Origin of the sequence: Roseateles noduli (genome assembly GCF_050626985.1) — a bacterium.
GTDB lineage: Bacteria > Pseudomonadota > Gammaproteobacteria > Burkholderiales > Burkholderiaceae_C > Roseateles > Roseateles noduli_A.
Genome location: NZ_CP192463.1, coordinates 157,440 through 182,240, shown reverse-complemented (window position 1 = coordinate 182,240; position 24,801 = coordinate 157,440). Strand labels below are relative to the sequence as shown.

Here is a 24,801-nt window from a genome sequence, read left to right as displayed (position 1 = left end):
GGGCGATGGTCCTCCGCGAAGCCTTCATGAGACTTGCGGCGCCGCCGGGTCGAGTTCGTTGCGCTCGTGGCGCGCCGAAGGATCGGTGAGTTCGGTGCGGACCGCGCCGAGCCCGCCGAAGAACAGGTCCGCCACCATCGGCGCGACCGCCTCGTAGGTCAGCGCGCCGTCGGGCCGCAGCCAGGTGAAGGTCCAGTTGATCATGCCGAACAGCAGCATGGTCAGCGGCTTGTGCAGGTGGGCGCCGCGCAGTTCCGGCCGCACCGCGGCCACCGCGTCGGCGAAACGGCCGACCACCTGGCGCTCGACCGCCACCATGCGCTCGCGGTGCTCGTCGTCGAGGAACTTCAGGTCCTCGGTCAGCACGCGGTGCTCGTTCTGCGCCTCGCCGTAGGCCTGCACGAAGCGGTGGATCAGGCCGCGCAGGTGCTCCGGCGGCGGCAGTTGCTGCGCGCTGACCTCGTCGACCAGGTCGACCAGGTGCTGCAGATGGTTCTGGCAGATCTGCGCGAGCAGCTCATGCTTGTCGCGGACGTAGTGGTACAGCGTGGGCTTGCTGACCTCGCAGGCCTCGGCGACCTGGTTCATCGAGGTCGCGGGGTAGCCCTGGTTGGCGAACAGTCGGGCAGCCTGCGCGAGGATCTCCTCGCGGGTGGCATCGAATCCTGGAGCTCGACCTCGGGCCATGGGTGTTGTTTTCCTTGTGAATCAGCGTTCGTCGAACGAGATCACGACGCGGGGGGTCAGGGCATGCGCCTGGCAGCTCAGGATGAATCCCGCCGCCACTTCGTGCTTCTCAAGGGCGAAATTCTTATCCATCCGGACCTCGCCCTCGATCAGCTTGCAGCGGCAGGTCGAGCACACACCGGATTTGCAGGAGAACGGCACGTCCATGCCGGCCCGCGCCGCGGCGTCGAGCAGGCTCGGATCGCTCTTGCGGAACTCGATCTCGCGCGACACGCCGTCGCGGATCACGACGACCTTGGCGGCCTCCGCATCCTCTTCGTGGACCTCGTGCGGCGCCGGGCGGCCGGTCTGCATCTCCGGCGTGCCGAAGCGCTCGATGTGGATGCGTTCCTCGGGCACGCCGGCCGCGCGCAGCGCCGCCTCGGCCTGCTCGTTCATCTCGAACGGGCCGCAGACGAAGACCTGGTCGATGCCGGCCGCGGGGACGGGGCCGCTCAGGAAGTCGCTCAGCTTGGCCTGGTCCAGCCGGCCCGCCATCAGCGGCGAATCGACATGCTCGCGCGAGAACACGTGATGCAGCGTCAGCCGCGTCATGTAGCGGTTCTTCAGGTCCTCGAGCTCTTCCTTGAACATCGTCGACGCCGGCCGGCGGTTGCCGTAGATCAGCGTGAAGCGGCTCAGCGGCTCGCGGGCCAGCACGCTCTTCATGATCGACAGGATCGGCGTGATGCCCGATCCGGCCGCGATGCCGACGAAGTGCCGACCGACGGCGGGCTCGAGGGGCACGTGGAAGCGCCCCTGCGGCGGGAAGACCTGGATCTCGTCGCCGGCCTTCAGGTGCCGGTGGACCCAGGTGGAGAAGGCGCCGCCGTCGACCTGGCGGACGCCGACGCGCAGCTCGCCGTCGTCGATGCCGGCGCAGATGGAGTAGGAGCGGCGCAGGTCCTGGCCGTCGACGTCGCCGCGCAGCGTCAGGTATTGGCCTTGCGTGAAGCGGAAGGTCTCGCGCAGCGCCTCGGGCACGTCGAAGCACAGCACGACGGCGTCGTCGGTGTCCTGGTGCTTGGCGCTCAGGCGCAGCGGGTGGAAATGCAGGCTCATGGCGGTGGCTCGGCGTCTTGTGGTCTGCGGGATCTGGTCGATCGGAACCCGGGCTCAGATCGGTTTGAAATGTTCGAACGGCTCGCGGCAGGCGAGGCAGCGGTACAGCGACTTGCACGCGGTCGAGCCGAAGGCGGACAGCTGCTCCGTATGCGCGCTGCCGCAGCGCGGGCAGGCGATGGCCTCGCGGCGGCGGACGATGCGGATCGGCACGCCCTGCCCCGCGTCCACCGGCCCCGGCGGCGCGATGCCGTACCGGCGCAGCTTCTCGCGGCCTTCGTCGGTGATCCAGTCGGTGGTCCAGGCCGGCGCGCGGCGCATCGTCACGGTGACGGTGCCGAAGCGCGCGAGCGCGTCCCGCACGCTCTGCTCGATGACCTCGGTGGCCGGGCAGCCGGAGTAGGTGGGCGTGAGCACGACCTCGACGCCGTCGGCGGTCTCGACCAGGTCGCGCACGATGCCGAGCTCGACCAGCGACACCGCCGGCACCTCGGGATCGAGCACCTGCGACAGCACCTCCCACGCGGCGGACAGCCGTCCGCAGCCGAGGTCCGTCGCGCCGCCATCGGACGACGGCGAGCGCGGTCCGACCGGCGTCAACGACGACAGCCAGTTCAGATGCGACGGTGTCGGGGCGGCGTTCATGGCGTGTTCATGGGTCTTCGCGGCGATCCGGGGATCACCACACCCCGCCCGGGTAGGTGCGCTGCAGCGACTGCATCGTCGCCAGCATGTGGCCCATGTGCTCGCTGTGGACGCCGCGCACGCCGGTATAGATGTGCGGCGTGTCCTTCGGACGCGCGAGGCGCGCCTCGGCGAGCACCTCGTCCATCGCCGCGTCCCAGTCGGGCTTCAGCGACGACCAGGCGGGGCCCAGGCCGCTGGCCTCCGCGGCGGCATCGATGTCGTCCGACGCGAACAGCTCGTTGACGTAGGGCCACAGCTGCGCAAGCGCGTCCTTCATCCGCTGCGCCGACTCGTCGGTGCCGTCGCCCAGGCGCACGACCCACTCGGCCGCGTGCTGCTGGTGATAGCGGACTTCCTTCACCGCCTTGGCGGCGATGGCGGCGACCTCGGCGTCGCTCGACGCCTGCAGCCGCGTCCACATCGGCATCAGCCAGCAGGCGGCGATCAGGTTGCGGGCCTGCGTGAAGGCGAAGTCGCCGCGCGGCAGCTCCATCATCACCGGGTTCAGGTAGTGACGTTCCTCGCGCAGGTAGGCGAGCTGGTCCTCGTCGAGCGGCTGCTCGTTGAGCTGGCCGGCGCGCGTCAGCAGCGCGCGGGACTGGCCCAGCAGGTCCAGCGCGATGTTGCCCAGCGCGAGGTCCTCTTCCAGGATCGGCGAGTGGCCGATCCATTCGGAGATGCGGTGCGACAGCACCAGGCAGGCGTCGCCGACGCGCAGCAGGTACTGGACGTCCGCGCGTTGGCCGGGTTGGACGGAAGTGCTCATCGTCCGGTCCTCACATGTGGTCGAGCGATTCGGGCAGGTCGTAGAAGGTCGGGTGGCGGTACACCTTGTCCTCCATCGGATCGAAGTACATCGACTTCTCGCCCGGATCGGACGCGACGATCGCCGACGACGGCACGACCCAGATGCTCACGCCTTCCTGGCGGCGGGTGTAGACGTCGCGGGCCATCTGCAGGGCCATCTTCGCGTCGGGCGCGTGCAGGCTGCCGCAATGCTTGTGGTCCAGGCCCGCCTTGTTGCGGACGAAGACTTCCCACAGGGGCCATTCGTTGGCGCCGGTCGTTTGGTTGATGCTCATGATTCGGGTGCTCTGAACGGTTCGTGGCGGAGACAGCGTGATGACGGATGCGCGGGGGCGCTCGATCAGGCCGCCTTGGCGTCGGTGGCGCGCTTCTTCGCGTGGGCGAGCGCGGCGTCGCGGACCCAGGCGCCGTCGTCCCAGGCCTTGACGCGGGTGCCCAGGCGTTCGGTGTTGCAGGGGCCGTTGCCGCCGACGACGCGCCAGAACTCGCTCCAGTCGATCGCGCCGAAGTCGTGGTGGTCGCGCTCGGCGTTCCACTTCAGATCGGGGTCGGGCAGCGTCACGCCGAGCAGCTCGGCCTGCGGCACGGTCGCGTCGACGAACTTCTGACGCAGCTCGTCGTTGGTCAGGCGCTTGATGCCCCAACGCATCGACTGCTCGGAGTTCGGCGAATCCTTGTCCGCCGGTCCGAACATCATCAGCGACGGCCACCACCAGCGGTTCACCGCGTCCTGGACCATCGCCTTCTGCGCGGCGGTGCCCTCGCGCATCATCACCAGCAGGCTCTCGTAGCCCTGGCGCTGATGGAAGGATTCCTCGCGGCAGATGCGGATCATCGCGCGCGCATACGGGCCGTAGGAGCAGCGGCACAGCGGCACCTGGTTCATGATCGCCGCGCCGTCCACCAGCCAGCCGACCACGCCGATGTCGGCCCAGGTCAGCGTCGGGTAGTTGAAGATCGAGCTGTACTTGGCCTTGCCCGTGTGCAGCGCGTCCAGCATCTGGTCGCGGCTGGTGCCCAGCGTCTCGGCGGCGGAGTACAGGTAGAGCCCGTGGCCGCCCTCGTCCTGCACCTTGGCCAGCAGGATCGCCTTGCGCTTGAGCGTCGGGGCGCGCGTGATCCAGTTGCCCTCGGGCAGCATGCCGACGATCTCAGAATGCGCATGCTGGCTGATCTGCCGCACCAGCGTCTTGCGGTAGTGCTCCGGCATCCAGTCCTTGGCCTCGATGAAGTCGCCCGCGTCGATGCGGGCCTCGAAGGCCTCGTTGCGCTGCTGCTCTTCAGCAGACTGCAGCTTGGTCGCCTGGTCCTGCGGACCGACGCTCATGGCTTGCGTGTACATGGATGCTCCTTGCTTCCTGCTTCGAAGCGGCGTCCTTGTGGGACACCGCCGCGTGGCCGTCGGACGCCGTCCGACGGGTTACGAGTTCTTCGGTCGCTGGTCGACAACGCGGCGGGCTTTTCCGACCAGCGTTCTTTCGATTGAATCCGGCGCGCCGACCGTCACCCGGGTCGACACGCCGATCAGCGTCTTGATGCGGTGCTGCAGCGACTTCGACATCGCCGACGCGTCGCCGCCGCCCGCGGCCGACAGCTCGCAACGCACCTCGACCTCGTCGAGGTGGCCGTCGCGGCTGACGACGATCTGGTACTGGCCGGACAGGCCCGGCTCGGCGAGCACCAGTTCCTCGATCTGCGTCGGGAACAGGTTGACGCCGCGGATGATCAGCATGTCGTCGCTGCGACCGACGATCTTGCCCATGCGTCGCATGCTGCGCGCGGTCGGCGGCAGCAGCCGCGTCAGGTCGCGCGTGCGGTAGCGGATCACCGGCAGCGCTTCCTTGCTCAGCGAGGTGAACACCAGTTCCCCTTCGGAGCCCTCGGGCAGGACCTCGCCGGTCTCGGGGTCGATGATCTCGGGATAGAAGTGGTCCTCCCAGATCACCGGACCGTCCTTGGTCTCGATGCATTCGCTGGCAACACCTGGCCCCATCACCTCGGACAGGCCGTAGATGTCGACCGCGTCGATGCCGGCCTTGTGCTCGATCTCGCGACGCATCGCCTCGGTCCAGGGCTCTGCCCCGAAGACGCCGGTCTTCAACGAGGACGCGCGCGGGTCCAGGCCCTGGCGCACGAATTCCTCGACGATCACCTGCATGTAGCTCGGCGTGACCATGATGACGTCGGGCTTGAAGTCCTGGATCAGCTGGACCTGCTTCTCGGTCTGTCCGCCCGACATCGGGATGACGGTGCAGCCCAGCCGCTCGGCGCCGTAATGCGCGCCCAGGCCGCCGGTGAACAGCCCGTAGCCATAGGCGATGTGCACGATGTCGCCCTTGCGGGTGCCGGCGGCGCGCAGCGATCGCGCGACCAGGTCGGCCCAGGTGTCGATGTCCTTCTGCGTGTAGCCGACCACGGTCGGCTTGCCGGTCGTGCCCGACGACGCGTGCACCCGCACCACCTGCTCGCGCGGCACGGCGAAGAGACCGAACGGGTAGTTGTCGCGCAGGTCCTTCTTCGTCGTGAACGGGAACAGGCGCAGGTCGGCCAGGTCCTTCAGGTCATCCGGATGAACGCCCTTCGCATCGAACGCGGCCTTGTAGTGCGGCACGTTGTCGTAGGCATGCTTCAGCGACCACTTCAGGCGCTGGAGCTGAAGGGCGCGCAGCTCGTCCTGGCTGGCGCGCTCGATGGGCTCGAGGTCCTCGGGCCGGAAGGTCTTCACCGTCATGGGGTCTGTCTCCTAACCTGTCTCGTCGTTCCGGGGCGGGCGCGCTCAGCGCGCGGTCGCCAGTTCCGGCACCACGGGCTTGCCCTTGATGCGGTAGGAACGTCCGCGGAAGACCGCGATCAATTCGTCGCGTTGATTGGTGATGCGGATGTCGTAGACGCCGGTGCGGCCGGCCAGCGAGGTCTCGGTGGCGCTCGCCGTCAGGACGTCGCCCACCCGCGACGGCGCGACGATGTCGATCGCGAAGCCCGAGGCCACGGTCACCTCGTTGTGCGAGTTGCAGGCGAAGGCGAAACACGAATCGGCCAGCGTCGTGACGAAGCCGCCGTGGCAGATGTCGAAGCCGTTGAGCATGTCCTCGCGCACTGTCATCGACAGCGTCGCGGTGCCGGGACCGATCGCGTCGATGCGCATGCCCAGGCCTTTGGAGGCCCGGTCGTTGGCGAACATGGTGTCGCGGACCGCTTCGGCCACGCGCTGCGGATCCAGGGTCGCGCTCATCAGCGGTCCTTGAAGGTCGGGGACCGCTTGGTCAGGAAGGCGGCGGCGCCTTCAAGATAGTCGTGCGCATAGCCGAGCTGGCTCTGCAGCCGGGCCTCGAGCTTGAGGGCGTCCTCGAACTCCAGGTCCATCGAGGCGTCGAGCGCCTCGCGCGTCTGCACCAGCGCCTTGGTCGGCATCTTCGCGAGCTTCTGCGCGGTGGCCATCGCCTCGCTCTGCAGGTCGGCATCGGCGACGCAGCGTGCGATCAGGCCCCAGGCCTGCGCGTCGGCGGCGGGCAGCTTGTCGCCGAGCAGCGCCAGCTGCATCGCGCGGGCGCGGCCCACGAGGCGCGTCAGCAGCCAGGTGCCGCCGCAGTCGGGCACCAGCCCGATCTTGGAGAAGGCCTGGATGAAAGACGCCGCCTGGCCCGCCAGCACGAGGTCGCAGCCGAGCGCGAAGTTCGCGCCGGCCCCCGCGGCCACGCCGTTGACCGCGCAGACGGTCGGCACCGGCATGCTGCGCAGGCGCAGCGCGAGCGGGATGTAGTAGTGGTCGAGCAGGTTGCCGATGTCCTTGGCCTTGGGCTTCTTGTGGGCATCGACCTCGCCGGCGTGCTCGTCGAACTCCGGCTTGATGTGGGGATCCGACAGGTCCTGGCCCGCGCAGAACGCGCGGCCGGCACCGGTGATGAGCACCGCCCGCACGGTCTCGTCGTGCGCCGCCTCGTCGAGCGCGACTCGCAACTGGCCGAGCAGGCCGGTCGTGAATGCGTTCAGCGCCTGCGGCCGGTTCAGCGTGAGGACGCGGACGGCGCCCTCGGTGCTGATCAGCAGCGGACTGTCTTCGGCAGCGGTGGATGGGGTCGTGTTGGCGGTGCTCATTCGGCTTGTCTCCTCGGCCGTCGATGGATTCAGCTTTTTCAGCTTTTTTGGGTCGGCTTCTATTTACCGACCGGTCGGTAGATACTACGAGCCATCGCATTGCAAGACAAGGTCGGAAACCTAGGGTTACCACCTAAAAAGGAGCTGTCCCATGCCCTGTTACGCCATTGACGGCCTCTCGCCGGTCGTCCATCCGAGCGCCTACGTCCACCCGACGGCGGTGCTGATCGGGGACGTGATCGTCGGTGCAGGGTGTTATGTGGGGCCTTGCGCCTCGCTGAGGGGGGACTTCGGCCGCATCCGGCTGATGGAGGGCGCCAACGTGCAGGACACCTGCGTGATCCACGGCTTCCCGGATTCGGACACGGTTGTCGAGACCAACGGCCACATCGGCCACGGCGCGGTGCTGCACGGCTGCGTGGTGCGGCACGACGCGCTGGTGGGCATGAACGCGGTGGTGATGGACGAGGCGGAGGTCGGCGCGTACAGCATCGTCGCGGCCTGCGCGTTCGTGCGCGCGGGGCTGAAGCTGCCGGAGAAGTCGCTCATCGCGGGCCTGCCGGCGAAGGTGATGCGGCCGCTGACGGACGACGAGATCCGCTGGAAGCGCGTCGGCACCGAGACCTATCAAGACCTGGCACGGCGCTGTCATGCGAGCCTGGTCGAGGTCCAGCCGCTGGCCGAGGAGGAACCCGGCCGCCCTCGCCTGCAGGTCGGTGGGCCCAAGACCCTGGTCGCGACGAAGCGCGACGGCGACGGCTGATCGACACGCAGCGCCGTCCCGCGACCTCGCACGCGAGGTCCCCCGTTGGTTTCCCTGGGAAGGCGCCGGGCCGCCAGGCCCAGCGCTACGCCATCTCGGCGCGCCTGACCTGCACCTGGTCGATGAGCGAGGTGACCAGCCCGGCCGACAGCCCGTCCACGCCCGCGCCGGCGCAGGCCGCCGCGCCCGCGGCCACGGCCCAGCGCAAGTGGTCCTCGGGATCCTGCGTGCCGCCGTTCATCAGGCTGTAGAGCAGGCCGGCCATGGCGGCGTCGCCGGCGCCGATGGTGTCGACGATCTGGTCGAGCGGCGGCGGCGCGGCGCTGAGGTCGGCTTTCGGATGGAACAGCTGCGCGCCGCGTTCACCGAGCGTCAGCATCACGATCGCGCGCGGGTTCCAGGCCGAGATCTGCGCCAGTCCCAGGTGGTGGTCGCGGCTGCGGAACAGGCCGCGAAGGTCTTCGTCGGAGACCTTGATGACGTCCGCCAGCCGGCACATGCGCTCCAGCGTGCGGTCGTAGCGGGAGTCCATCGACATGCGGTAGTTGGGGTCGTAGCTGATGCGCACGCCCTCGTCCTTGAGGGATTCGGCCAGCGCGATCAGCCGTGCCGCGAGCGGTTCGCGGGTGAGGCTGATCGAGCCGAAATGCGCCCAGCGCACTGCGCGGCGCCATCCGGCGGGCAAGGCGTGGGGGCGGAAGTGCAGGTCGGCGCTGTCGTCGCCGACGAAGGCGTACTCCGGCGGATCGACCTGATGGACGTAGGCCACCAGCGGCGACTTGGCGAACTGCTGGATGAAGCGCAGGTCCAGGCTGGCATCGGCGCTGGCCTGCCAGATCGCCTGGCCGAACGGGTCCTTGCTGATGCCGCCGGCGAAGGCGCTGAGCTGGCCCAGGCGGGACATCCCGATGGCGACGTTCCACGGCGAGCCGCCGCAGCGGCTGCGCCAGTGGTCTTGGCCGACGCGGATCATGTCGGTGAGGGCTTCGCCGAAGGAGACGAAGCTGGCCAGGTCCGCATGGACCACGGTCGTGGGGGTCAAGCTCATCCCGCGATTCGACCCCCACCGGCCCTGTCGTGCAAGTGACAGGTCCTACAGGGTGACGAGGCGGTTTCGGGTGCGTAGCGCACAGTCCCACCCCTGGGGCAGGAGCACAGTGGCTCCCCGAAGGGCCTGCGCGGGCGCGGGCGGGCTGGCGGCGGCACAATCCGCTTCATGACCGATGGTGTGATTCCGCTGCTCGATCTGCGCCAGATCGGGCGGACGCCTCCCGTGCCGCATCCGCTGCCGCCGCCCCGCAGCGGCCCGTGGCTGGATGCGCGCGGCCGGCCGCTGCGCGACCTGCGGATCTCCGTCACCGACCGCTGCAACTTCCGCTGCAGCTACTGCATGCCGAAGGACGTGTTCGACAAGGACTACGCCTTCCTCCCGCACCGCGACCTGCTCTCCTTCGAAGAGATCGCCCGGCTCGCCCGCGTGTTCGCCCAGCTCGGCGTCCAGAAGCTGCGCCTGACCGGTGGCGAGCCGCTGCTGCGTCGCAACCTCGAGGCGCTGATCGCCCAACTGGCCGCGCTGCGCACGCCGGAGGGGCAGCCGCTCGATCTCACGCTCACCACCAACGGCTCGCTGCTCGCCCGCAAGGCCCAGGCGCTCAAGGACGCCGGGCTGAACCGCGTCACCGTCAGCCTGGACGCGCTGGACGACGCCATCTTCCGGCGCATGAACGACGTGGACTTCCCGGTCGCCGAGGTCCTGCGCGGCATCGAGGCCGCGCACGCCGCCGGCCTGGCGCCGATCAAGGTCAACATGGTCGTCAAGCGCGGCACCAACGACGACCAGATCGTCCCGATGGCGCGCCACTTCCGCGGCACCGGCGTCGTGCTGCGCTTCATCGAGTACATGGACGTCGGCATGAGCAACGGCTGGCGCATGGACGAAGTCCTGCCGTCCGCCGAGGTCCTCGCCCGGCTGCGCGAAGACGCCGACCTCGTGCCGCTCGCGCCAACGTCCGACGGCGAGACCGCCACGCGCTGGGGCTACGCCGACGGCAGCGGCGAGATCGGCCTGATCTCCAGCGTCACACAGGCCTTCTGCGGCGACTGCAACCGCGCGCGGCTCTCGACCGAGGGCCGCCTCTACACCTGCCTCTTCGCCGGCGACGGCCACGACCTGCGCGCGCTGCTGCGCGGCGATGCCGCCCACGACGCGCGCAGCGACGACGAGATCGCCGCCGCGCTCGGCGCGCTCTGGACGCGGCGCAACGATCGGTACTCGGAACTCCGCGCCAGCCTGCCCGCGGCCTCGGAATCCGGCCCGGCGCGCCGCGTCGAGATGCACTACATCGGCGGCTGATGCGCGCCACCGCGCTGCTCCTCTGCGGCGGGCGCGCCACGCGCATGGGCGGCGTCGACAAGCCGCTGCAGCCCTTCCAGGGCCGGCCCCTCGTCCACCACGTGCTCGACCGCATCGCCCCGCAGACCGGCGGCCGCGTGCTCATCAGCGCCAACCGCCACCTCGACGACTACCGCCGCCTCGGACATCCGGTCCTCGAGGACACGCTGCCGGACTTCCCCGGCCCGCTCGCCGGGATCCTGGCCGGGCTCCAGGCGATCACCGCCGCCCGCTCGACCACGTCATCGGCAAGCACATCCCCTGCTGCATCCCCCGCCGCATCTCCCCCCGCATCCCCCTTCGAGGCCCCCATCGCTGCCGATGAGGTCGACGACTGGCTGCTCGTGGTCAGCGGCGACAGCCCCTGGTTGCCCGTCGACCTCCTCGCCCGCCTGGCCGAGGGTCTCGCCCCTGACCGGACCGCGGCCATGGCGATGGGCCGCGAGTCGCCGGACGCACCGCTGCGCAGCCAGCCGCTCGCGAGCCTGATCCACGTCGTCCATCGGGCCTCGCTCGACGCCGCGCTACGCGCGGGCGAACGGCGCGTCGAAGGCTGGCTGTCCAGCCTGCCGCTGGCGCGCGTCGCCTTCGATCGACCGGGCGACGACCGCGCCTTCGCCAACATCAACGACAGGAGCGAGCTTGAGCGCCTCGAACGACTCCGATAGTGCGGACCACGGCAGCGCGGACGCTGCTGGCGCGATCACCTTGCGCCTGCTGACCGAGGGTGACCTGGGCGCCTACAAGGCGCTGCGCGATGCGATGCTGGCCCGGCACGAACAGGCCTTCACTTCCGACGCGGAGACCGAACGCGCCCGCGAGGCCGCGAGCTATCGCGTGCGACTGCATCCGCAGGCGGGCGGCAAGTCGCTGTTCACGCTGGGCGCGTGGCGCGGAGAACAGCTGGTGGGTGCGCTGACCTGCGAGCACGAGAACCGCAAGAAGGTGCAACACATCGCGCATCTGATCGGGATGATGGTGGACGACCGGTTCCGCGGACGCGGCATCGGCAAGCGCCTCTTGCAGCAGGCGCTTGCCTTGCTGCGCCGCGAGCCGCGCCTGGAGACCGTGACGCTCAGCGTCACCGCCGGCAATCAAGCCGCCATCGCGGTCTACCGGCAGGCCGGCTTCACCCGCTACGGCCACCTCCCCCGCGCCATCCGTCTCTCCGACGGCCGTTACTACGCCAAGGACTTGATGAGTCTGGATCTCCGCGCCTGACCCCGACCTCCCAAGGCCCCATCACGGCGAGGCACCGGGCCGAAAGACCCAAGGCCCGATCACTGCCAGGCACCGGGCCGAAAGACCCAAGGCCCGATCACTGCCAGGCACCGGGCCGAAAGACCCAAGGCCCGATCACAGCGAGGCTCACTGGGGCCGGAATACTGCTTGGGGGTCCTGGAGGGATCCCCCATGCAGTGTGGAGCGCCCGCGCCAGGCCTCCCGCAGGCGACATCAATCGCAGGCTGCCGAAGGCCGAGCCGCCACATCGACGTCGACCGTCAATTCATCCTGGATGGCGAGCAGCCCCCCGAAGACGGAGAACGGCGTGATCCCGAACTCGCTCTGCCGCAGGACGAGCGCGCCTTGGGCGCGCAGCGGCGCATCCCCTGAAGGTCGGGCGACCCGCACGGGCACGTCGATCTCGCGGACCTGCCCGTGCCATCGCACCGCGAGCTTGACGGCGAGCACCGGGAACGCCCCACCCACCGCCGAGCTGCGCATCGAGATCGCCGGGAAGCGTTCGCCGTCGATGGCGCGGAGCATGTTGGTCCGCGTGCCGGCGACATCGGAGGCCGTGGGCACGCTGGCGAATTCGGGGCCGAGGCTGGCGCGCCATTCGGGCTTGTCGATGCCGATGTCGTCGAGGCGGAATCCGAGTTCGACGCCGGCGCCTGCGATTCCGTCGGCGGGCAGGAAGACCTGGCCGTCGAGCCGTTCGACTCCGAGCACATGGTTGTGGCCGAGCTTGGCGAGCCGACCGGCGCGGAAGACGTGGATCCGGACCTGCGAGCCTGCGGCGTCGACGCGGTAGAGCCGCCCCTCGCCGCGCTGCTGCGCCGCGAGCCAGGTGGGACATGAGGACGGCGGCCCTTCGGCGCCCGGCGCCGCGCCCGATGCGCCCGATGCGGCTGATGCGCCCGCCGCGTCCGATGCGGCCGCTTCACCGCGGCCCGTCGTCGAATCCGCTGTCGCCCCGATTGGTGCACTGCCGCATCCTGCGACCGCCAGCGCCACAGCGACGATCGCCGCGTGGGCCGCCCCCCGTGTCCACGGGGTCCACAACACCGGAGGCACCTCGCTTGCCCGCGTCAACACTTGCATAGGGGTAAACCAAGAGTGGTCAGACCTGCATTCTGAACGGCACAAACAAGCGGGTCGCACTAGCATTGCGACATCACGACGACACCTCGCACGGAGGATAGCCATGGCACGCCAAGCCAACGACCTGATGGCGCAGTACGCCGCCTACCACCGCGACCGCCGCAACATCGCCACCCACTTCGTCGGCATCCCGCTGATCGTCTTCGCGATCGGCGTGCTGCTGGCGCGGGCGCAATTCCACGTCGCCGACTGGACCGTGTCCGCCGCCTGGGTGGTCTGGGGCGCCGCCACGATCTGGTACCTGACGCGCGGCAACTTCGTGCTGGGCCTGTCCACCGCGATCGTCAACGCGGTGCTGATGGCGCTGGCGCATCCGCTGGCGGCGGGTTCCGCCGGCGGCTGGCTCGCCTGGGGACTGGGCAGCTTCCTGGTCGGATGGATCATCCAGTTCATCGGTCATTATTACGAGGGGCGCAAGCCGGCTTTCGTCGATGACCTGATCGGGCTGCTGGTCGGGCCGATGTTCGTTGTCGGCGAAGCGCTCTTCGCGATGGGCTGGGGTCGCGACCTGCTCGCCGAGATCGAACGCCGCGCCGGTCCCACCCATCTGCGCGACTTGACCCACCCCGCCTGAGCCGCGCGGCATCACGACCTCGCTCCTTTGGGGGTCGGGTCTTGATGGGGCTTGCGGCGCGCCGCCAAGGCGCTTATCTTGGACGTCCGAGTCCGTCAGCAATTTGCCAGGATGTCGCCAGGAGGCCCCATGAAACCGGTGTCCGAACTGTTGAAGAGTCGCGGCCCGAGCGTCTGGCGCATCACGCCGGAAGCGACGGTGTTCGATGCGCTGCATCTGCTCGCGCAGCATGATGTCGGTGCGCTGCTGGTGATGGAGGGCGAGCGGCTGCTCGGCATCTTCTCGGAGCGCGACTACACCCGCAAGATCGCGCTGCAGGGCAGAGATTCGCGCAACACGCAGGTCAAGGAGGTCATGACGGCCAACGTGTTCGTCGTGAAGCCCGACACCGAGTGCCGCGAGTGCATGAGCCTCATGAGCCAGCGCAAGATCCGCCACCTGCCGGTGGTCGAGGGTTCGACCGTCGTGGGCATGCTGTCGATCAGGGACTTGATGGACAACATCATCGCGGACGATGAGCTGACCATCGCTCAGCTCCAAAGCTACATCTACGGCTGACGCGGGCGCAGCCGCGCCCACGCCATCCGGTGGCGTGTTTTCAACCGCCCCAGAACTGCAGTGCGCGATCAGCGCCGTCCTTGGCGGCGCGCGGTTTGGGCGGCTTGTCCGACGGCGCCGGCGTGCCCATCGCGATCCAGCCGAGCAGCGTCTCGCCCGGCTCGCAGAATGCGGCGATCAGACCCGGATCGCGCGCCTTCGCGCCGCTGAGCATCTTTCCGCCGAAGCCTAGTGCCTGGGCGGCGTTCAGGAAGTTCGTCAACGCCCCGCCCACGCAGGCCCACTGCTCGTGCGCCGGCACCTGCGGATGGCCCAGGTCCAGCCTGACGACGACGGCCACCGTCACCGGCGGACGCAGCGCGCGTTCCTCGTCCATCGCCAGGCCGGCGGCGTCCTTGCCCGCGCGGCGCGCAGCCTCGGCGAAGAGCGCCGCCATCGAGCGCTTCGCCTCGCCGCGCACGACCTTGAACCGGAAAGGGACGAGCCCGGCGTGATCGGGCGCGTGCAGCGCGGCATCGACCATCAGGCGCAGGTGCGCGTCGTCGGGCCCGGGTTCGATCAGGTATTTCGGCCCGACCGAAGCACGCGTCAGCAGCAGCTTCAGGGCTTCGTCGTTCATGGCGGCTCACTTCCACGTTGTCTGGCAACGTCTCTCTTCAACGATTCAACTTCCGGCGCGCCGCGTAGGAACAGGCGTCGACCAGCATCACCAGCGCCAGCATCGCCAGCAGCACGGTGCAAGTCTCGCGCATCTGGAACAGGCTGAGGTGCAGGCTCAGCATCTGGCCGAGCCCGCCGGCCCCGACCACTCCCAGCACCGTCGCGGCGCGGATGTTGTTTTCCCACCGGTACAGCGTGTAGCTGAGCAGTTGCGGCGCCGCCTGCGGCAGCGTCGCGAACGCGAAGACCTGCCAGCGCGACGCGCCCGCCCAGCGCAAGGCCTGGGCGGTCTGCGGCGGTGCGTTCTCGAGCGCCTCGGCCATCAGGCGGCCAAGCACGCCCGTCGTGTGCAGCGCCAGCGCCAGCGTGCCCGGCATCGGCCCCAGGCCGGCGGCGACCAGCAGGATCGCCGCCCAGACCAGTTCGGGCACGCTGCGCAGCACATTCAGCAGCAGCCGCGAGGTCCAGCGCAGCAGCCCCGGCGGCCTGCTGGCCAGCAGCGCGATCGCGAGCCCGGCCACCGCCGCCAGGATGCTGCCCAGCGCCGACATTGCCAGCGTCTCCAACGCCCCCTGGCCGACGCGCCCGAGAAAGGCCGGCGCCCCTTGGGGCGGAAAGAACTCCGCGATGAAGCGGCCCATCTGGGCGAGCGCCCCCGCGCCCAGCAATTCGCCCCAGCGCAGCGGCAGCGTCGCGAAGCTCGCGATCAGCAGCGCCAGCAGGCCGATGAGCAGCCCGCGCACGCCCCATCGCGGGGACGGCCGGGCGGCACGGCGGGACGCCTCGGCGCCCTGCCCGGCCTCACGCGCCGGACGCAACCAGGCGCTGATCCGATCGGCCATCGCCACGAGCGCGATGAACACCAGCAGGATGGTCGCGACCTCGGCGCCGGCGAACATCTTGGTCGCGTTGTCGAGCTGCTGGCCGAGCCCGCCGGCGCCGACGAAACCGAGCACGACCGAGGACCGGATCGCGCATTCCCAGCGGTAGACGGTGTAGCTCACGAGCTCGTCGGCACAACCGGGCAAGGTGCCGAAGAGCAGCGCCTGCAGACGTCCGGCGCCACCGCGCAGCAGCGCCTGCGTGGGCGCGGCGTCGGCGCTTTCGAGGATCTCGGCGTAGACCTTGCCGAGCATCCCGCCATAGGACAGCGCGATCGCCAGCACGCCGGCGCCGGGGCCGAGGCCGATCACGCGGACCAGCATCAGCGCCCAGACCAGCTCCGGGACCGAGCGCAGCACGATGAGCACGAGGCGCACGATCCCGCGCAGCGCCGCCGGCCCCGGGCCCATGCGACCCGCCACCGCGGACACCGACAGCCGCGCCGTCGCCAGCAGCGCCATCGGCACGGCGATCACCCAGGCGAGCGCCATCCCCACCGTCGCCATCGCCACCGTGCGCCACGTGTCGGCGGCGAGCATCGTCAGGAACTCGGCGTCCAGTCGCGGGGTCAGGAACTGCGCGCCGAAACGCATCGTCGCGCGCAGGCTGCGTTCGTCGAGCAGCTCCCAAGGCCGGAACTCGCACCAGACGAGGAGCGGCCACAACAGCACGAGCAGGCCGACCGTCAGACCGAGTCGTCGCGTGGCGGCGGGGTCGTGGCGCCACGGGGCGGCGACGGCAGCCGCGGAGCGGCCGACGGCCACAGCGTCGCTGTTCGTGCCGTGTCTGCCGTGCGGGCGATCCGCGCTCATCGACACATCGCCTGAGGCAACGACGTCGGCGGCAACGTGTCCTGCGCCACGGGCGGCGGCTCGTTCAGCAGATCGGCGTAGATCTCGTCCAGCTGACGCGCGCCGAGGTCCCGCGGCGGACCGTCGTAGACGAGGCGCCCTTCGCGCAGCGCGATCACGCGTGGGAACACCCGGCATGCCAGGTCGACCTGGTGCAGACTGCAGATCAGCGTGCGGTCCTGCGCGCGGGCCGTGTCCCGCAGGACCTCGAGCACGCGCTGCGCACGTTGCGGATCCAGCGCCGACAGCGGCTCGTCGGCGAGCCAGAGCCGCGCCTTCGACACCAGCAGCCGCGCGACCGCGACGCGCTGGCGCTCGCCGCCGGAGAGCTGATCGACGCGCGACCAGAGCCGATCGCCGAGCTCCAGACGGTCCAGCGCGTCGAAGGCGAGCCGCGCCTGCGCCTCGGTCGGGTTGAACAGCATGCGCAGGGTCTGCGCCATCGACGCGCCGGGCAACTGCCCGGCCAGCACTGCGGTGACCACGCGCTGGCGCGGCGGCAGCGGCGGATGCTGCGGCGCCAGCATCAGCTCGCGGCGCAGCCAGTGGCGATCGCGGGACGCCAAGGCCCAGGCGTCCTGCCCCGCCAGGCGCATGGTCCCGCCCACAGGTGCCAGCGCCATCGCCATCGCGTGCAGCAGCGAGGTCTTGCCGGCGCCCGACGCGCCGATCAGCGCGACCTGCTCGCCGGTCTCGATGCGCAGCGTCAGCGGCTCGACCAGCGTGCGCGCCCCGGCCCTCAGGTGCAGGCCGTCCAGTTCCAGCAGCGGCATCGCGATCGTCTCAACTCACTTCAGCAGACCGGCGTTCTCGGCGGCGGCCTTGATGCCGGCGTAGTTCTCGGGCTGCGTCGGCACGAACTTCGTCGCGCGCTGCAGGTCGAGGATCTCCTTGCCTTCCGGCGTCGACGGGTTGAGCTTCAGGAACGCGGCCTTGAGCTTCTCCTTCGTCGCGGCGGGCATGTCGGCATGGACGCTCCAGTTGTAGTCGTAGTACGGCGGCGTCGTGAAGAAGACCTTGACGGCGGCGGTGTCGACCTTCTTCTCGGCGACGAGCTTCTCCCAGACGGAGATGTTCAGCGCGCCCGCGTCGACCTTGCCCGAGGACACGGCGGCGACGGTGGCGTCATGCGCGCCGGAGAAGGAGAGGCGCTTCAGATCCGCGTCGGGATTGATCTTCGCGGCCAGCAGGAACGAGCGCGGCATCAGGTGACCCGAGGTCGACGACGCGGAGCCGAAGCTGAGGGTCTTGCCCTTGAGGTCCTCGAGCTTCGTGATGCCGGACTTCGCGTCGGTGATGAAGACGGAGCGGAACTTCTCGTCCTCCTCGCGCTGGACCAGCGGGACGATCTTGCCGCCCGAGCGCACGTTGGCCTGCACGAAGGTGAAGCCGCCGAACCAGGCCAGATCGATCTTCTTGTTGACGACGGCCTCCACGGCGGCGGCGTAGTCGGTGACGGGCGTCCACTCGACCTTCACGCCGAGTTCCTTCTCCAGGTACTTGCCGAGCGGCGCGAACTTGCGGGCCAGCTCGGTCGGCGATTCGTCGGGGATGGCGGTCACGCGCAGCACCTGCTGCGTCTGCGCCATCGCGGGCCCGGACAGGCCCGCGGCAATCAGCGACGTGGCGACGATTCCCTGCAGCGCACGGCTGACATGTCGGAAAAGGCTAGGCATCGAAAGCTCCAGTCAAAACGGTCGAAGTCAAAGAAATTGCCGCCCCGAGGGCGGCCGCAAGAACCAGCGACATCGGATTGCCGAAGCGAGCGGCCCGAGCTTGCGCCGAGGCGCGCAGCCGTACGCCCGTACGGCGAGCACCGCAGGCGCAAGATCGGGACGCGCAGCCGGCAAGCCGATGTTGCTGGCGGAGAGACGTGGGAGTCGAACCCACCCGGCGATGCGTGGCATCACCCACCGGATTTGAAGTCCGGCCGATCCACCAGGATCGTTGTCTCTCCATTGATCGTTGCGCGTTCATGCGGTCTCGACGGCGTCGACGCGCGCGGCCCCGCCACCCTCATGATCGTCGATGAACAGGCGGCTGTCGGTCCGCAGCCGGTGCGCGTCGCCGACGCGCCGCAGCACGCCGACCTTGTCGAAGAACTCCAGCACCTGGATCGCGCGCTTGCGCCCCAGGCCGCTGCGGTCGCGGAACACCGCGGCCTTGACGTCGCCGCCGATGGCCGAGGCCCGCGCGATGCGCGCCAGCTCATGGACCGCCGTCGGCGCGTAGTACAGGTCCTTCACGACCTGGAACAGCTCGCCCCGCTGCGACAGGCGCGCCAGGGTCGTGCGCACCAGCGCTTCGGGCTCGTGCGCGTCCTTGGCCAGGTCGCGCGCCCAGGCGCCTTCGAAGCCCGCCGACAGCAGCCGCGGCATCACCTTCTGCGCGAGGCGCTCGTCCAGCGCCGACAGCTGGATGCCATGCGCCGGCAGATGCGCCGACGCGCCGCTGATGGCCACCTGTCCGGCCGACGCCATCCGCCGCACGAGCGACTGCCACAGCGCCTCCGCCATCCGCGGCGCGGCCAGTCGCCGCCAGCGCGCGAGGTCGGGGCCGAGCTCTTCGGGCTGTTCCTCGTGATACCGCGCCAACCTGGCCAGCGCGACGCCCTCCCACTGCGCCGTCTGCGCGGCGCCGAGCGCCCAGGCCGGTCCGTCGGCGCCGGGCACGATCGTCGATGCGCTGTCCGCCGCCAGCAGGGCCGCGCGCGCGTCGCCGGCCACGCCCTGCCCCGCGGCGAATCGCGCGAGATCGACACCCATCGGCGCCTGCGCCAGCAGGCCGGCCAGCCGTCGCGCGGGCGAGTCCGCCGTCAGCGCGACGAGTTCCGCGAGCCGCTGCGTCGTGCGGCGATAACGTGCCGGCGCGTGCGGATCGAGCACGACCCCGCCGGCGAGCGCGCGCGTCGCGGAGGCGTCGCGCAGCACGACGCGATCCCCGGCCCAGGTACCGATCGGTCGATGCAGCACGAGCTGCACCAAGCCCTCCTCGCCCGGCTGCAGCGCCTCAGCCGGTGCCACAGGGCTCACTCCCTCTCCCGCTTGCGGGAGAGGGCAGGGGTGAGGGCCAGCGACCTGCGCCGTACCGAGGCGTCCGAGCATCGCCACCGACCCGGTGACCGCTTCCGCGCCGACATGCACGTGCACCGGCAGGCCGCTTCGCAGCGCGCGCTCTTCCTCGGGCCACAGCCGCAGCCGCGCATCGAGGCGGTCCGTCCACTGCGCGATCTCCGGCGCGGCCAGCCATTGGCCGCGCTCAACCTCGTCCTTCTCCAACCCGGCAAGGCCGATGGCGACGCGTTGTCCGGCCGACGCGCGCGCCGCCGGCTCGTTCTGCGCATGCAGGCTGCGCACGCGGCCGCGCCGCGGCGACTGTCCCGGCGCGGGCGGCAGCAGCAGGAGTTCGTCGCCGACCGCCACCTCGCCCGCATGCGCGGTGCCGGTGCAGACCGTACCGACACCGGGCAGGCTGAACACGCGGTCCACCGCGAGCCGGAAGGCCTGTCCCGCGACCTCGTGCGGCGGCAGCGCCTTCGCCTCGGCGATCAGGTGCTCGCGCAACGCGCGCACGCCCTCGCCCGCGGTCGCGGCGACGTCGAACACCGGCGCGTCCGCCAGCGGCGTGCCGGCCACCAGCGCGCGGATCTCCTCGCGCCGCTGCGCGCGCGTCGCGACGTCCACGCGGTCGCACTTCGTCAGCGCGATCGTCCCGCGCGCGATCCCCAGCAGTGACAGCAGCGCCAGGTGCTCGCGGGTCTGCGGCATCACGCCATCGTCGGCGGCCACCAGCAGCAGCGCGTGGTCGATGCCGGTCGCGCCGGACAGCATCGTGTGCACGAGGCGCTCGTGTCCCGGGACATCGACAAAACCGATGCGCGGGCCTTCGTTCGCGCGCGTGACGCGATCTGCAGCGGCACCAACACCGGCACCGGCACCGGCACCGGCACCGGCATCGGCGCTGGCATCGGCGCTCGTGCCCGCCGCCAGGAACGCATACCCGAGCGCGATGCTGATGCCGCGCCGCTTCTCCTCGGGCAGCCGATCCGTGTCGACGCCGGTCAGCGCCTTCACCAGCGTCGTCTTGCCATGGTCGATGTGGCCGGCGGTTCCGACGATCACGCGAGCGCCTCCTTCAGCTGCGCGAGCTGCTCAAGGAAGTCGGGCTCCTCGCGCGCCTCGTCCAGGCAGCGCAGGTCCATCCAGAGTTCGTCGGCCTGCACGCGCGCGATGACGGGCAGCGGCAACCCGCGCAAGGCCGTGAGCAGGTCGTCGAGCGCGCGCCCGATCCCCCGCTTGCCGGGCAGCCGCGGCGTCAGCACCAGCCCGGCCGACGGCAGCGTCTCCACCGGCAACGAGCCCGAGCCGATCTGCCCGCGCATCGCGCTGACGCGCGCGTCGAAGCGCGGCGCGACGGCCTCCTCGACGCGGGCCAGCAGCCGCTGCGCCTGCGCCTCGATCTGGTCCACCGGCCGCGTCAGCAGCCGCAGCGTCGGCAGGTCCTGCGTCAGCCGGTCCGGCTGCAGGTACAGCCGCAGCGTCGCCTCCAGCGCGGCCATCGGCAGCTTGGACAGGCGCAACGCGCGCTTCATCGGGAACTTGCGGATCTTCTGCACCAGGTCCTTGCGACCGACGATCAGACCGGCCTGCGGCCCGCCCAGCAGCTTGTCGCCGCTGAAGGTCACGATGTCGCAGCCGTCGGCCAGCATCGCCTGAGGCAGCGGCTCGGCCGGCAGGCCCCATTGCGCCAGGTCGACCAGCGAGCCGCTGCCCAGGTCCGTCATCAGCGGCACGCCCGCGGCCTTCGCGATCGGGGCGAGTTCGGCCTCGCTCACCGACGACGTGAAGCCCTGGATCGCGTAGTTGCTGGTGTGGACCTTCAACAGCAGCGCGGTGTCCGGACCGATCGCGGATTGATAGTCCCGCGCATGCGTGCGGTTGGTCGTGCCGATCTCCACCAGCCGCGCCCCCGCCGCCGCCATCACGTCGGGCATGCGGAACGCCCCGCCGATCTCGACCAGCTCGCCGCGCGACACGACGACCTCCCGGCCGCCGGCCAGCGCGGCGATGCCCAGCAGCACCGCGGCGGCGTTGTTGTTGACGACCGTCGCCGCCTCGGCGCCGGTGATGTCGCAAAGCAGCGATTCGACGAGGCTGTCGCGATCGCCGCGCTCACCGCGCGCGAGGTCGAACTCCAGGTTGTTGGGCGAGCTCATGCAGCTCAGCACATGGCGCAGCGCCTCGTCGGCCAGCAGCGCGCGGCCCAGGTTGGTGTGCAGCACCGTGCCGGTGAGGTTGATCACGCGGCGCATGCGCGGCGCGAGGCGCTCGACGCACAGGCGCTCCAGCTCGGCCGGCAGGTGCTGAAGCTCCTCCGCCGGCAGCGCGCCCGCCAGCGCGCGCTGGCGCCATGATTCGAGCAGGTGTCGCGCCTGCGCGGCGACGAAGGCGTGACCGTGCCGCGCCATCAGGTGCGTCACCGCCGGGTCGCGCAGCAGGCGATCCACGGAGGGAAGGTCCTTCGGGGCCGCGGCCGCAGCGCGCGGCGTGGCGTGGCCGCGCGAGGGAACAGGGCGATCGTCGGGTGCGGCCGGGTCCTGACTGCTGACCGGGGAGCCTGCCGTCGGACCATGAACCATGGATGCCTCGGGCTTCATGCTCAGCGCCCTCCGGGATCGGGCGGCGACGCGCCGGCGGCGCGGCCGGAGGAGCCGGAGGAGCCGGATTCAGGTCCCTCGACGCGATCATCCGACGCCTCGGCCTCGCCGAGGATCAGCAGCGGGTTGAACCCCTGCCGCACGAGGCCGAGTTCTCCCACCAGCAGATCCAGCGTCAGCGTCGCCAGGTCGTCGGCCAGCGGCTCGACCTGCAGGTCCTTTTCCATGTGGACCTGCTTGAGGTAATGCCCGCAGGTCTCGCAGCACTCGGCCGCGACGGCCTCGGACTTGTTGCCGTCGGCGTCGACGAGGCTCTGGAAGGTGATGCCCTTCGTGCCCTGGCAATGCGTGCACTTGATGCGCACGTAGTGCCACTGCGCGCCGCACAGCGAGCAGGCGAGGAAGCGCTGCCCGGACTGTTCCGCCGCGATGCGCGTGATCGAGGCCACCGGTCGCGAGCCGCAGCACGGGCAGACCGTCGGATCGTCGATCATGCCGAAGGGGGCGACGTGCTCGCCCTGGTCGCTGCCGTCGTAGCGCGCCTGCAGCTGCACGACGAGCCGCGCCCAGTACACCTGCAAGGCCGCGGCGATCAGCGGCGCCGCCGCCGGGTCCAGGCCCGGCGCGCCGCCGGCGAGCAATGCGCCCGCCTGCTGCTCCAGCCAGTCGTCGTCGGCTTCGCCCAACTGCGTCACCAGCGCCTTCGCCGGCTCGGGGATCGCCGCCGTCGCCATCGCGCGCAGCAAGGCGCGGAGTTCCTCGCGCCATACCGGATCGCGCCGGAAGGTCGACACGTCGAGCGGCGGCACCCCGCCGACCATCGCGCTGTTGACCAGCACCTCGTCCAGCAGCTTCATCGGCTCGGCGCGCCGGAAGCGCTCATGCTGCGCCTGCGCCAGCTCGGCCACGAACAGCAGGTAGTCCCGCATCGCATGCCCCTCGGCCAATTGGCGCAGGCGCAACGCGCGCTCGGCGAAGAGGCCGGGCTCCGGCACCTTCACCGGCGCGGCGCGTGCGCCGGCGTTGACCGCGATCTCTTCCGGGGTCATGACCCGGACGGGGCTGGGGGATGTCATGCGCGGGGCCGCTCCTTCGCTTCCTTGTGCCACAGCGGGTGATGGTGCGCGGCCCAGGTGTCGGTGACCGTACCACGGGTCATCGCCCGGAACGAGCCCTTGACCCAGATTGCCGCGTAGACATGGATGATGATCGTCAGGATCAGGATCGCCGCCGAGGCCGAGTGCAGCAGCACCGCGATGCGCCGCATCAGGATGTTGCCTTCCGGGAACCAGGCGTGCCAGAACATGAAGCCGGTGACCAGCAGGATGATCAGCGTCACGACCATCACCCAGAACACGATCTTCTGGCCGGCGTTGTACTTGGCCGCGGGCTGGACGCCCTCCTTGCCGGCGCCGGTGATCATGGCGGGGCTCTGCCGCATCCATTGCGTGTCGGCGCCGATCCAGAGGTTGTCCCGCCACATCCGTACCGCCAGGAAGGCGAAGGCGATCACCATGCCCACGCCCAGGTAGGGATGCAGCACGCGCGTCCACGGCCCGCCGCCGAAGAGGTTGCTCAGGAAGTAGAGGCTCGGGTGGAAGAAGGCCAGGCCCGAGAGCCCGGCGCACAGGAACAGCAGCACGATGAGCCAGTGGTTGAGCCGCTGGCTGTCGCGATAGCGTTGCAGCAACATGGTGAGCTCCCGGTGGGTCAGAGGCCGCCGCTGGGCGGGGTGTACGAGCTGCGTTGCGGCTCGCCGCCCGGCGGGCCGTCGGGGCCTTCACCCCGCTTCGCGCGCTCGTAGGCCAGTTCCTCCTCGGGATCCGGCTCGTCGTGCTCCGTCTTCTGCGGGCCGACCTTCATGTAGTGGAAGAAGCCCGCCACCGCCGCGCCGACCATCGCGGCCACCGCCAACGGCTTGGCCGCGCCCTTCCACAGGGACACCAGCGGACTGATCTGCGGATCCTTCGGCAGCCCGTGATACAGCGTCGGCTGGTCCGCATGCTGCAGCACGTACATCACGTGCGTGCCGCCGACGCCCTGCGGGTCGTACACACCGGCGTTCTGGTAGCCGCGCTCCTTCAGGTCGACGATGCGTTCGGCGGCGAACTCGTGCATGTCCTCCTTCGAGCCGAAACGGATCGCGCCGGTCGGGCACGCCTTCACGCAGGCGGGTTCCAGGCCCACGCCGACGCGGTCCGAGCACAGGCTGCACTTGTAGGCCTTGTTGTCGGCCTTGCTGATGCGCGGCACGTCGAACGGACAGCCGGTCACGCAGTTGCCGCAACCGACGCAGTGCTCGGAGATGAAGTCGACGATGCCGTTCTGGTACTTCACGATCGCCCCCGGCGCGGGGCAGGCCTTCAGGCAGCCGGGGTCCTCGCAGTGCATGCAGCCGTCCTTGCGGATCAGCCACTCCAGCTTGTTCTCGACGACTTCCACTTCCGAGAAACGCATCACCGTCCACGACTGCGGGGTCAGGTCGCGCGGGTTGTCGTAGGTGCCGTGGGTCTCGCCGACGTCGTCGCGCAGGTCGTTCCACTGCATGCAGGCGACCTGGCAGGCCTTGCAGCCGATGCACGAGGAGACGTCGATCAGCTTGGCGACTTCCGTCGCCGTGCGCCGCGCGTCGGGGCTGGGCAGCGTCGTCGCGGAGCGCTTGGCGATGTCGAGGGATTGCAATGAAGACATGGCTGAGGCTCC

At 70.2% G+C, this 24,801-nt stretch carries 25 protein-coding genes, 1 tRNA gene and 1 pseudogene; 6 read left to right on the top strand and 21 right to left on the bottom strand.

Going from position 1 to position 24,801, the window contains the following annotated elements; genetic code table 11:
* Positions 1 to 24: 24 nt before the first annotated feature.
* From ACQ4L4_RS00830 to ACQ4L4_RS00790, 9 genes are all read right to left on the bottom strand, one after another.
* Positions 25 to 687, bottom strand: a complete 663-nt coding sequence (locus tag ACQ4L4_RS00830) for a TetR/AcrR family transcriptional regulator (RefSeq protein ID WP_297530878.1) — start codon at positions 685 to 687, stop codon at positions 25 to 27.
* A gap of 21 nt (positions 688 to 708) precedes the next feature.
* Positions 709 to 1,788, bottom strand: a complete 1,080-nt coding sequence (gene paaE / locus ACQ4L4_RS00825) for a 1,2-phenylacetyl-CoA epoxidase subunit PaaE (protein WP_431102350.1) — start codon at positions 1,786 to 1,788, stop codon at positions 709 to 711.
* Between the two features lie 54 nt (positions 1,789 to 1,842).
* Positions 1,843 to 2,433, bottom strand: coding sequence for a 1,2-phenylacetyl-CoA epoxidase subunit PaaD (gene paaD / locus ACQ4L4_RS00820; protein ID WP_431102349.1), 591 nt, complete (start codon positions 2,431 to 2,433; stop codon positions 1,843 to 1,845).
* A 34-nt stretch (positions 2,434 to 2,467) separates the two neighbouring features.
* Positions 2,468 to 3,241: a 1,2-phenylacetyl-CoA epoxidase subunit PaaC gene (paaC, locus tag ACQ4L4_RS00815; protein WP_431102348.1), complete on the bottom strand. Its 774-nt coding sequence runs from the start codon at positions 3,239 to 3,241 to the stop codon at positions 2,468 to 2,470.
* 10 nt (positions 3,242 to 3,251) lie between these two features.
* Positions 3,252 to 3,557 (bottom strand): 1,2-phenylacetyl-CoA epoxidase subunit PaaB, encoded by a 306-nt coding sequence (paaB, locus tag ACQ4L4_RS00810; RefSeq protein ID WP_377156593.1) that lies wholly within the window; start codon positions 3,555 to 3,557, stop codon positions 3,252 to 3,254.
* Between the two features lie 65 nt (positions 3,558 to 3,622).
* Entirely contained in the window at positions 3,623 to 4,624 is a 1,002-nt protein-coding gene (paaA, locus tag ACQ4L4_RS00805; protein ID WP_431102347.1) for a 1,2-phenylacetyl-CoA epoxidase subunit PaaA, read from the bottom strand.
* 78 nt (positions 4,625 to 4,702) lie between these two features.
* Complete coding sequence (paaK, locus tag ACQ4L4_RS00800; protein WP_431102346.1) at positions 4,703 to 6,013, bottom strand: phenylacetate--CoA ligase PaaK; 1,311 nt, start codon at positions 6,011 to 6,013, stop codon at positions 4,703 to 4,705.
* 45 nt (positions 6,014 to 6,058) lie between these two features.
* Positions 6,059 to 6,514, bottom strand: a complete 456-nt coding sequence (paaI, locus tag ACQ4L4_RS00795; RefSeq protein ID WP_431102345.1) for a hydroxyphenylacetyl-CoA thioesterase PaaI — start codon at positions 6,512 to 6,514, stop codon at positions 6,059 to 6,061.
* The gene (locus ACQ4L4_RS00790) at positions 6,514 to 7,377 is read right to left on the bottom strand and encodes an enoyl-CoA hydratase-related protein (RefSeq protein WP_431102344.1); all 864 of its coding nucleotides are present in this window, start codon (positions 7,375 to 7,377) and stop codon (positions 6,514 to 6,516) included. The genes paaI and ACQ4L4_RS00790 overlap by 1 nt, the downstream gene beginning before the upstream one ends.
* A gap of 151 nt (positions 7,378 to 7,528) precedes the next feature.
* Between ACQ4L4_RS00790 and ACQ4L4_RS00785 the strand changes: the two genes are divergently transcribed.
* Positions 7,529 to 8,140 carry a phenylacetic acid degradation protein PaaY gene (locus ACQ4L4_RS00785; RefSeq protein ID WP_431102343.1) on the top strand — a complete coding sequence of 204 codons (612 nt, stop codon included), beginning with the start codon at positions 7,529 to 7,531 and terminating at the stop codon, positions 8,138 to 8,140.
* A gap of 85 nt (positions 8,141 to 8,225) precedes the next feature.
* Here the strand turns inward: ACQ4L4_RS00785 and ACQ4L4_RS00780 are convergent, their stop codons facing one another.
* On the bottom strand, positions 8,226 to 9,188 hold the full coding sequence (locus ACQ4L4_RS00780) for a carbohydrate kinase family protein (RefSeq protein ID WP_431102342.1): 963 nt from the start codon (positions 9,186 to 9,188) through the stop codon (positions 8,226 to 8,228).
* Positions 9,189 to 9,356: 168 nt separating this feature from the next.
* On the opposite strand from ACQ4L4_RS00780, the gene moaA reads away from it, so the two are divergent.
* Genes moaA through ACQ4L4_RS00765 form a run of 3 tightly spaced genes read left to right on the top strand, consistent with a single transcriptional unit; the run spans position 9,357 to position 11,753 of the window.
* Positions 9,357 to 10,493 carry a GTP 3',8-cyclase MoaA gene (gene moaA / locus ACQ4L4_RS00775; protein WP_431102341.1) on the top strand — a complete coding sequence of 379 codons (1,137 nt, stop codon included), beginning with the start codon at positions 9,357 to 9,359 and terminating at the stop codon, positions 10,491 to 10,493.
* Positions 10,493 to 11,200, top strand: a complete 708-nt coding sequence (mobA, locus tag ACQ4L4_RS00770) for a molybdenum cofactor guanylyltransferase MobA (RefSeq protein ID WP_431102340.1) — start codon at positions 10,493 to 10,495, stop codon at positions 11,198 to 11,200. The genes moaA and mobA overlap by 1 nt, the downstream gene beginning before the upstream one ends.
* Positions 11,175 to 11,753 carry a GNAT family N-acetyltransferase gene (locus ACQ4L4_RS00765; RefSeq protein ID WP_431102339.1) on the top strand — a complete coding sequence of 193 codons (579 nt, stop codon included), beginning with the start codon at positions 11,175 to 11,177 and terminating at the stop codon, positions 11,751 to 11,753. The genes mobA and ACQ4L4_RS00765 overlap by 26 nt, the downstream gene beginning before the upstream one ends.
* A 234-nt stretch (positions 11,754 to 11,987) precedes the next feature.
* Here the strand turns inward: ACQ4L4_RS00765 and ACQ4L4_RS00760 are convergent, their stop codons facing one another.
* Positions 11,988 to 12,821 (bottom strand): hypothetical protein, encoded by an 834-nt coding sequence (locus ACQ4L4_RS00760; RefSeq protein ID WP_431102338.1) that lies wholly within the window; start codon positions 12,819 to 12,821, stop codon positions 11,988 to 11,990.
* 139 nt (positions 12,822 to 12,960) lie between these two features.
* Between ACQ4L4_RS00760 and ACQ4L4_RS00755 the strand changes: the two genes are divergently transcribed.
* Both ACQ4L4_RS00755 and ACQ4L4_RS00750 read left to right on the top strand, forming a co-directional pair.
* A complete protein-coding gene (locus ACQ4L4_RS00755) occupies positions 12,961 to 13,491 on the top strand; it encodes a DUF962 domain-containing protein (RefSeq protein WP_431102337.1) in 531 nt (176 codons plus the stop codon).
* Between the two features lie 129 nt (positions 13,492 to 13,620).
* Positions 13,621 to 14,049 (top strand): CBS domain-containing protein, encoded by a 429-nt coding sequence (locus ACQ4L4_RS00750; RefSeq protein WP_431102336.1) that lies wholly within the window; start codon positions 13,621 to 13,623, stop codon positions 14,047 to 14,049.
* A 40-nt stretch (positions 14,050 to 14,089) separates the two neighbouring features.
* Here the strand turns inward: ACQ4L4_RS00750 and ACQ4L4_RS00745 are convergent, their stop codons facing one another.
* The 10 genes and pseudogenes from ACQ4L4_RS00745 to fdxH all read right to left on the bottom strand — a co-directional run bounded on the left by ACQ4L4_RS00745 (position 14,090) and on the right by fdxH (position 24,789).
* Complete coding sequence (locus ACQ4L4_RS00745; RefSeq protein WP_431102335.1) at positions 14,090 to 14,668, bottom strand: nitroreductase family protein; 579 nt, start codon at positions 14,666 to 14,668, stop codon at positions 14,090 to 14,092.
* A 37-nt stretch (positions 14,669 to 14,705) separates the two neighbouring features.
* A complete protein-coding gene (gene phnE, locus ACQ4L4_RS00740; protein WP_431102334.1) occupies positions 14,706 to 16,403 on the bottom strand; it encodes a phosphonate ABC transporter, permease protein PhnE in 1,698 nt (565 codons plus the stop codon).
* The gene (locus ACQ4L4_RS00735; RefSeq protein ID WP_431102333.1) at positions 16,400 to 17,215 is read right to left on the bottom strand and encodes a phosphonate ABC transporter ATP-binding protein; all 816 of its coding nucleotides are present in this window, start codon (positions 17,213 to 17,215) and stop codon (positions 16,400 to 16,402) included. Before ACQ4L4_RS00735 ends, phnE begins: the two co-directional genes overlap by 4 nt.
* Before the next feature lie 15 nt (positions 17,216 to 17,230).
* Positions 17,231 to 18,118: a putative selenate ABC transporter substrate-binding protein gene (locus tag ACQ4L4_RS00730; protein ID WP_431102332.1), complete on the bottom strand. Its 888-nt coding sequence runs from the start codon at positions 18,116 to 18,118 to the stop codon at positions 17,231 to 17,233.
* A 185-nt stretch (positions 18,119 to 18,303) separates the two neighbouring features.
* Positions 18,304 to 18,399, bottom strand: a tRNA-Sec gene (locus ACQ4L4_RS00725).
* A gap of 16 nt (positions 18,400 to 18,415) precedes the next feature.
* Entirely contained in the window at positions 18,416 to 20,563 is a 2,148-nt protein-coding gene (gene selB, locus ACQ4L4_RS00720) for a selenocysteine-specific translation elongation factor (RefSeq protein WP_431102331.1), read from the bottom strand.
* A pseudogene (gene selA / locus ACQ4L4_RS00715) lies at positions 20,560 to 21,972 on the bottom strand (L-seryl-tRNA(Sec) selenium transferase); the annotation flags it as partial. The pseudogene selA and the gene selB, both read right to left, overlap by 4 nt.
* Positions 21,973 to 22,100: 128 nt before the next feature.
* A complete protein-coding gene (gene fdhE / locus ACQ4L4_RS00710) occupies positions 22,101 to 23,174 on the bottom strand; it encodes a formate dehydrogenase accessory protein FdhE (protein WP_431102330.1) in 1,074 nt (357 codons plus the stop codon).
* Positions 23,171 to 23,791: a formate dehydrogenase subunit gamma gene (locus ACQ4L4_RS00705; RefSeq protein ID WP_431102329.1), complete on the bottom strand. Its 621-nt coding sequence runs from the start codon at positions 23,789 to 23,791 to the stop codon at positions 23,171 to 23,173. Before ACQ4L4_RS00705 ends, fdhE begins: the two co-directional genes overlap by 4 nt.
* A gap of 17 nt (positions 23,792 to 23,808) precedes the next feature.
* A complete protein-coding gene (fdxH, locus tag ACQ4L4_RS00700; protein WP_431102328.1) occupies positions 23,809 to 24,789 on the bottom strand; it encodes a formate dehydrogenase subunit beta in 981 nt (326 codons plus the stop codon).
* Positions 24,790 to 24,801 lie beyond the last annotated feature (12 nt).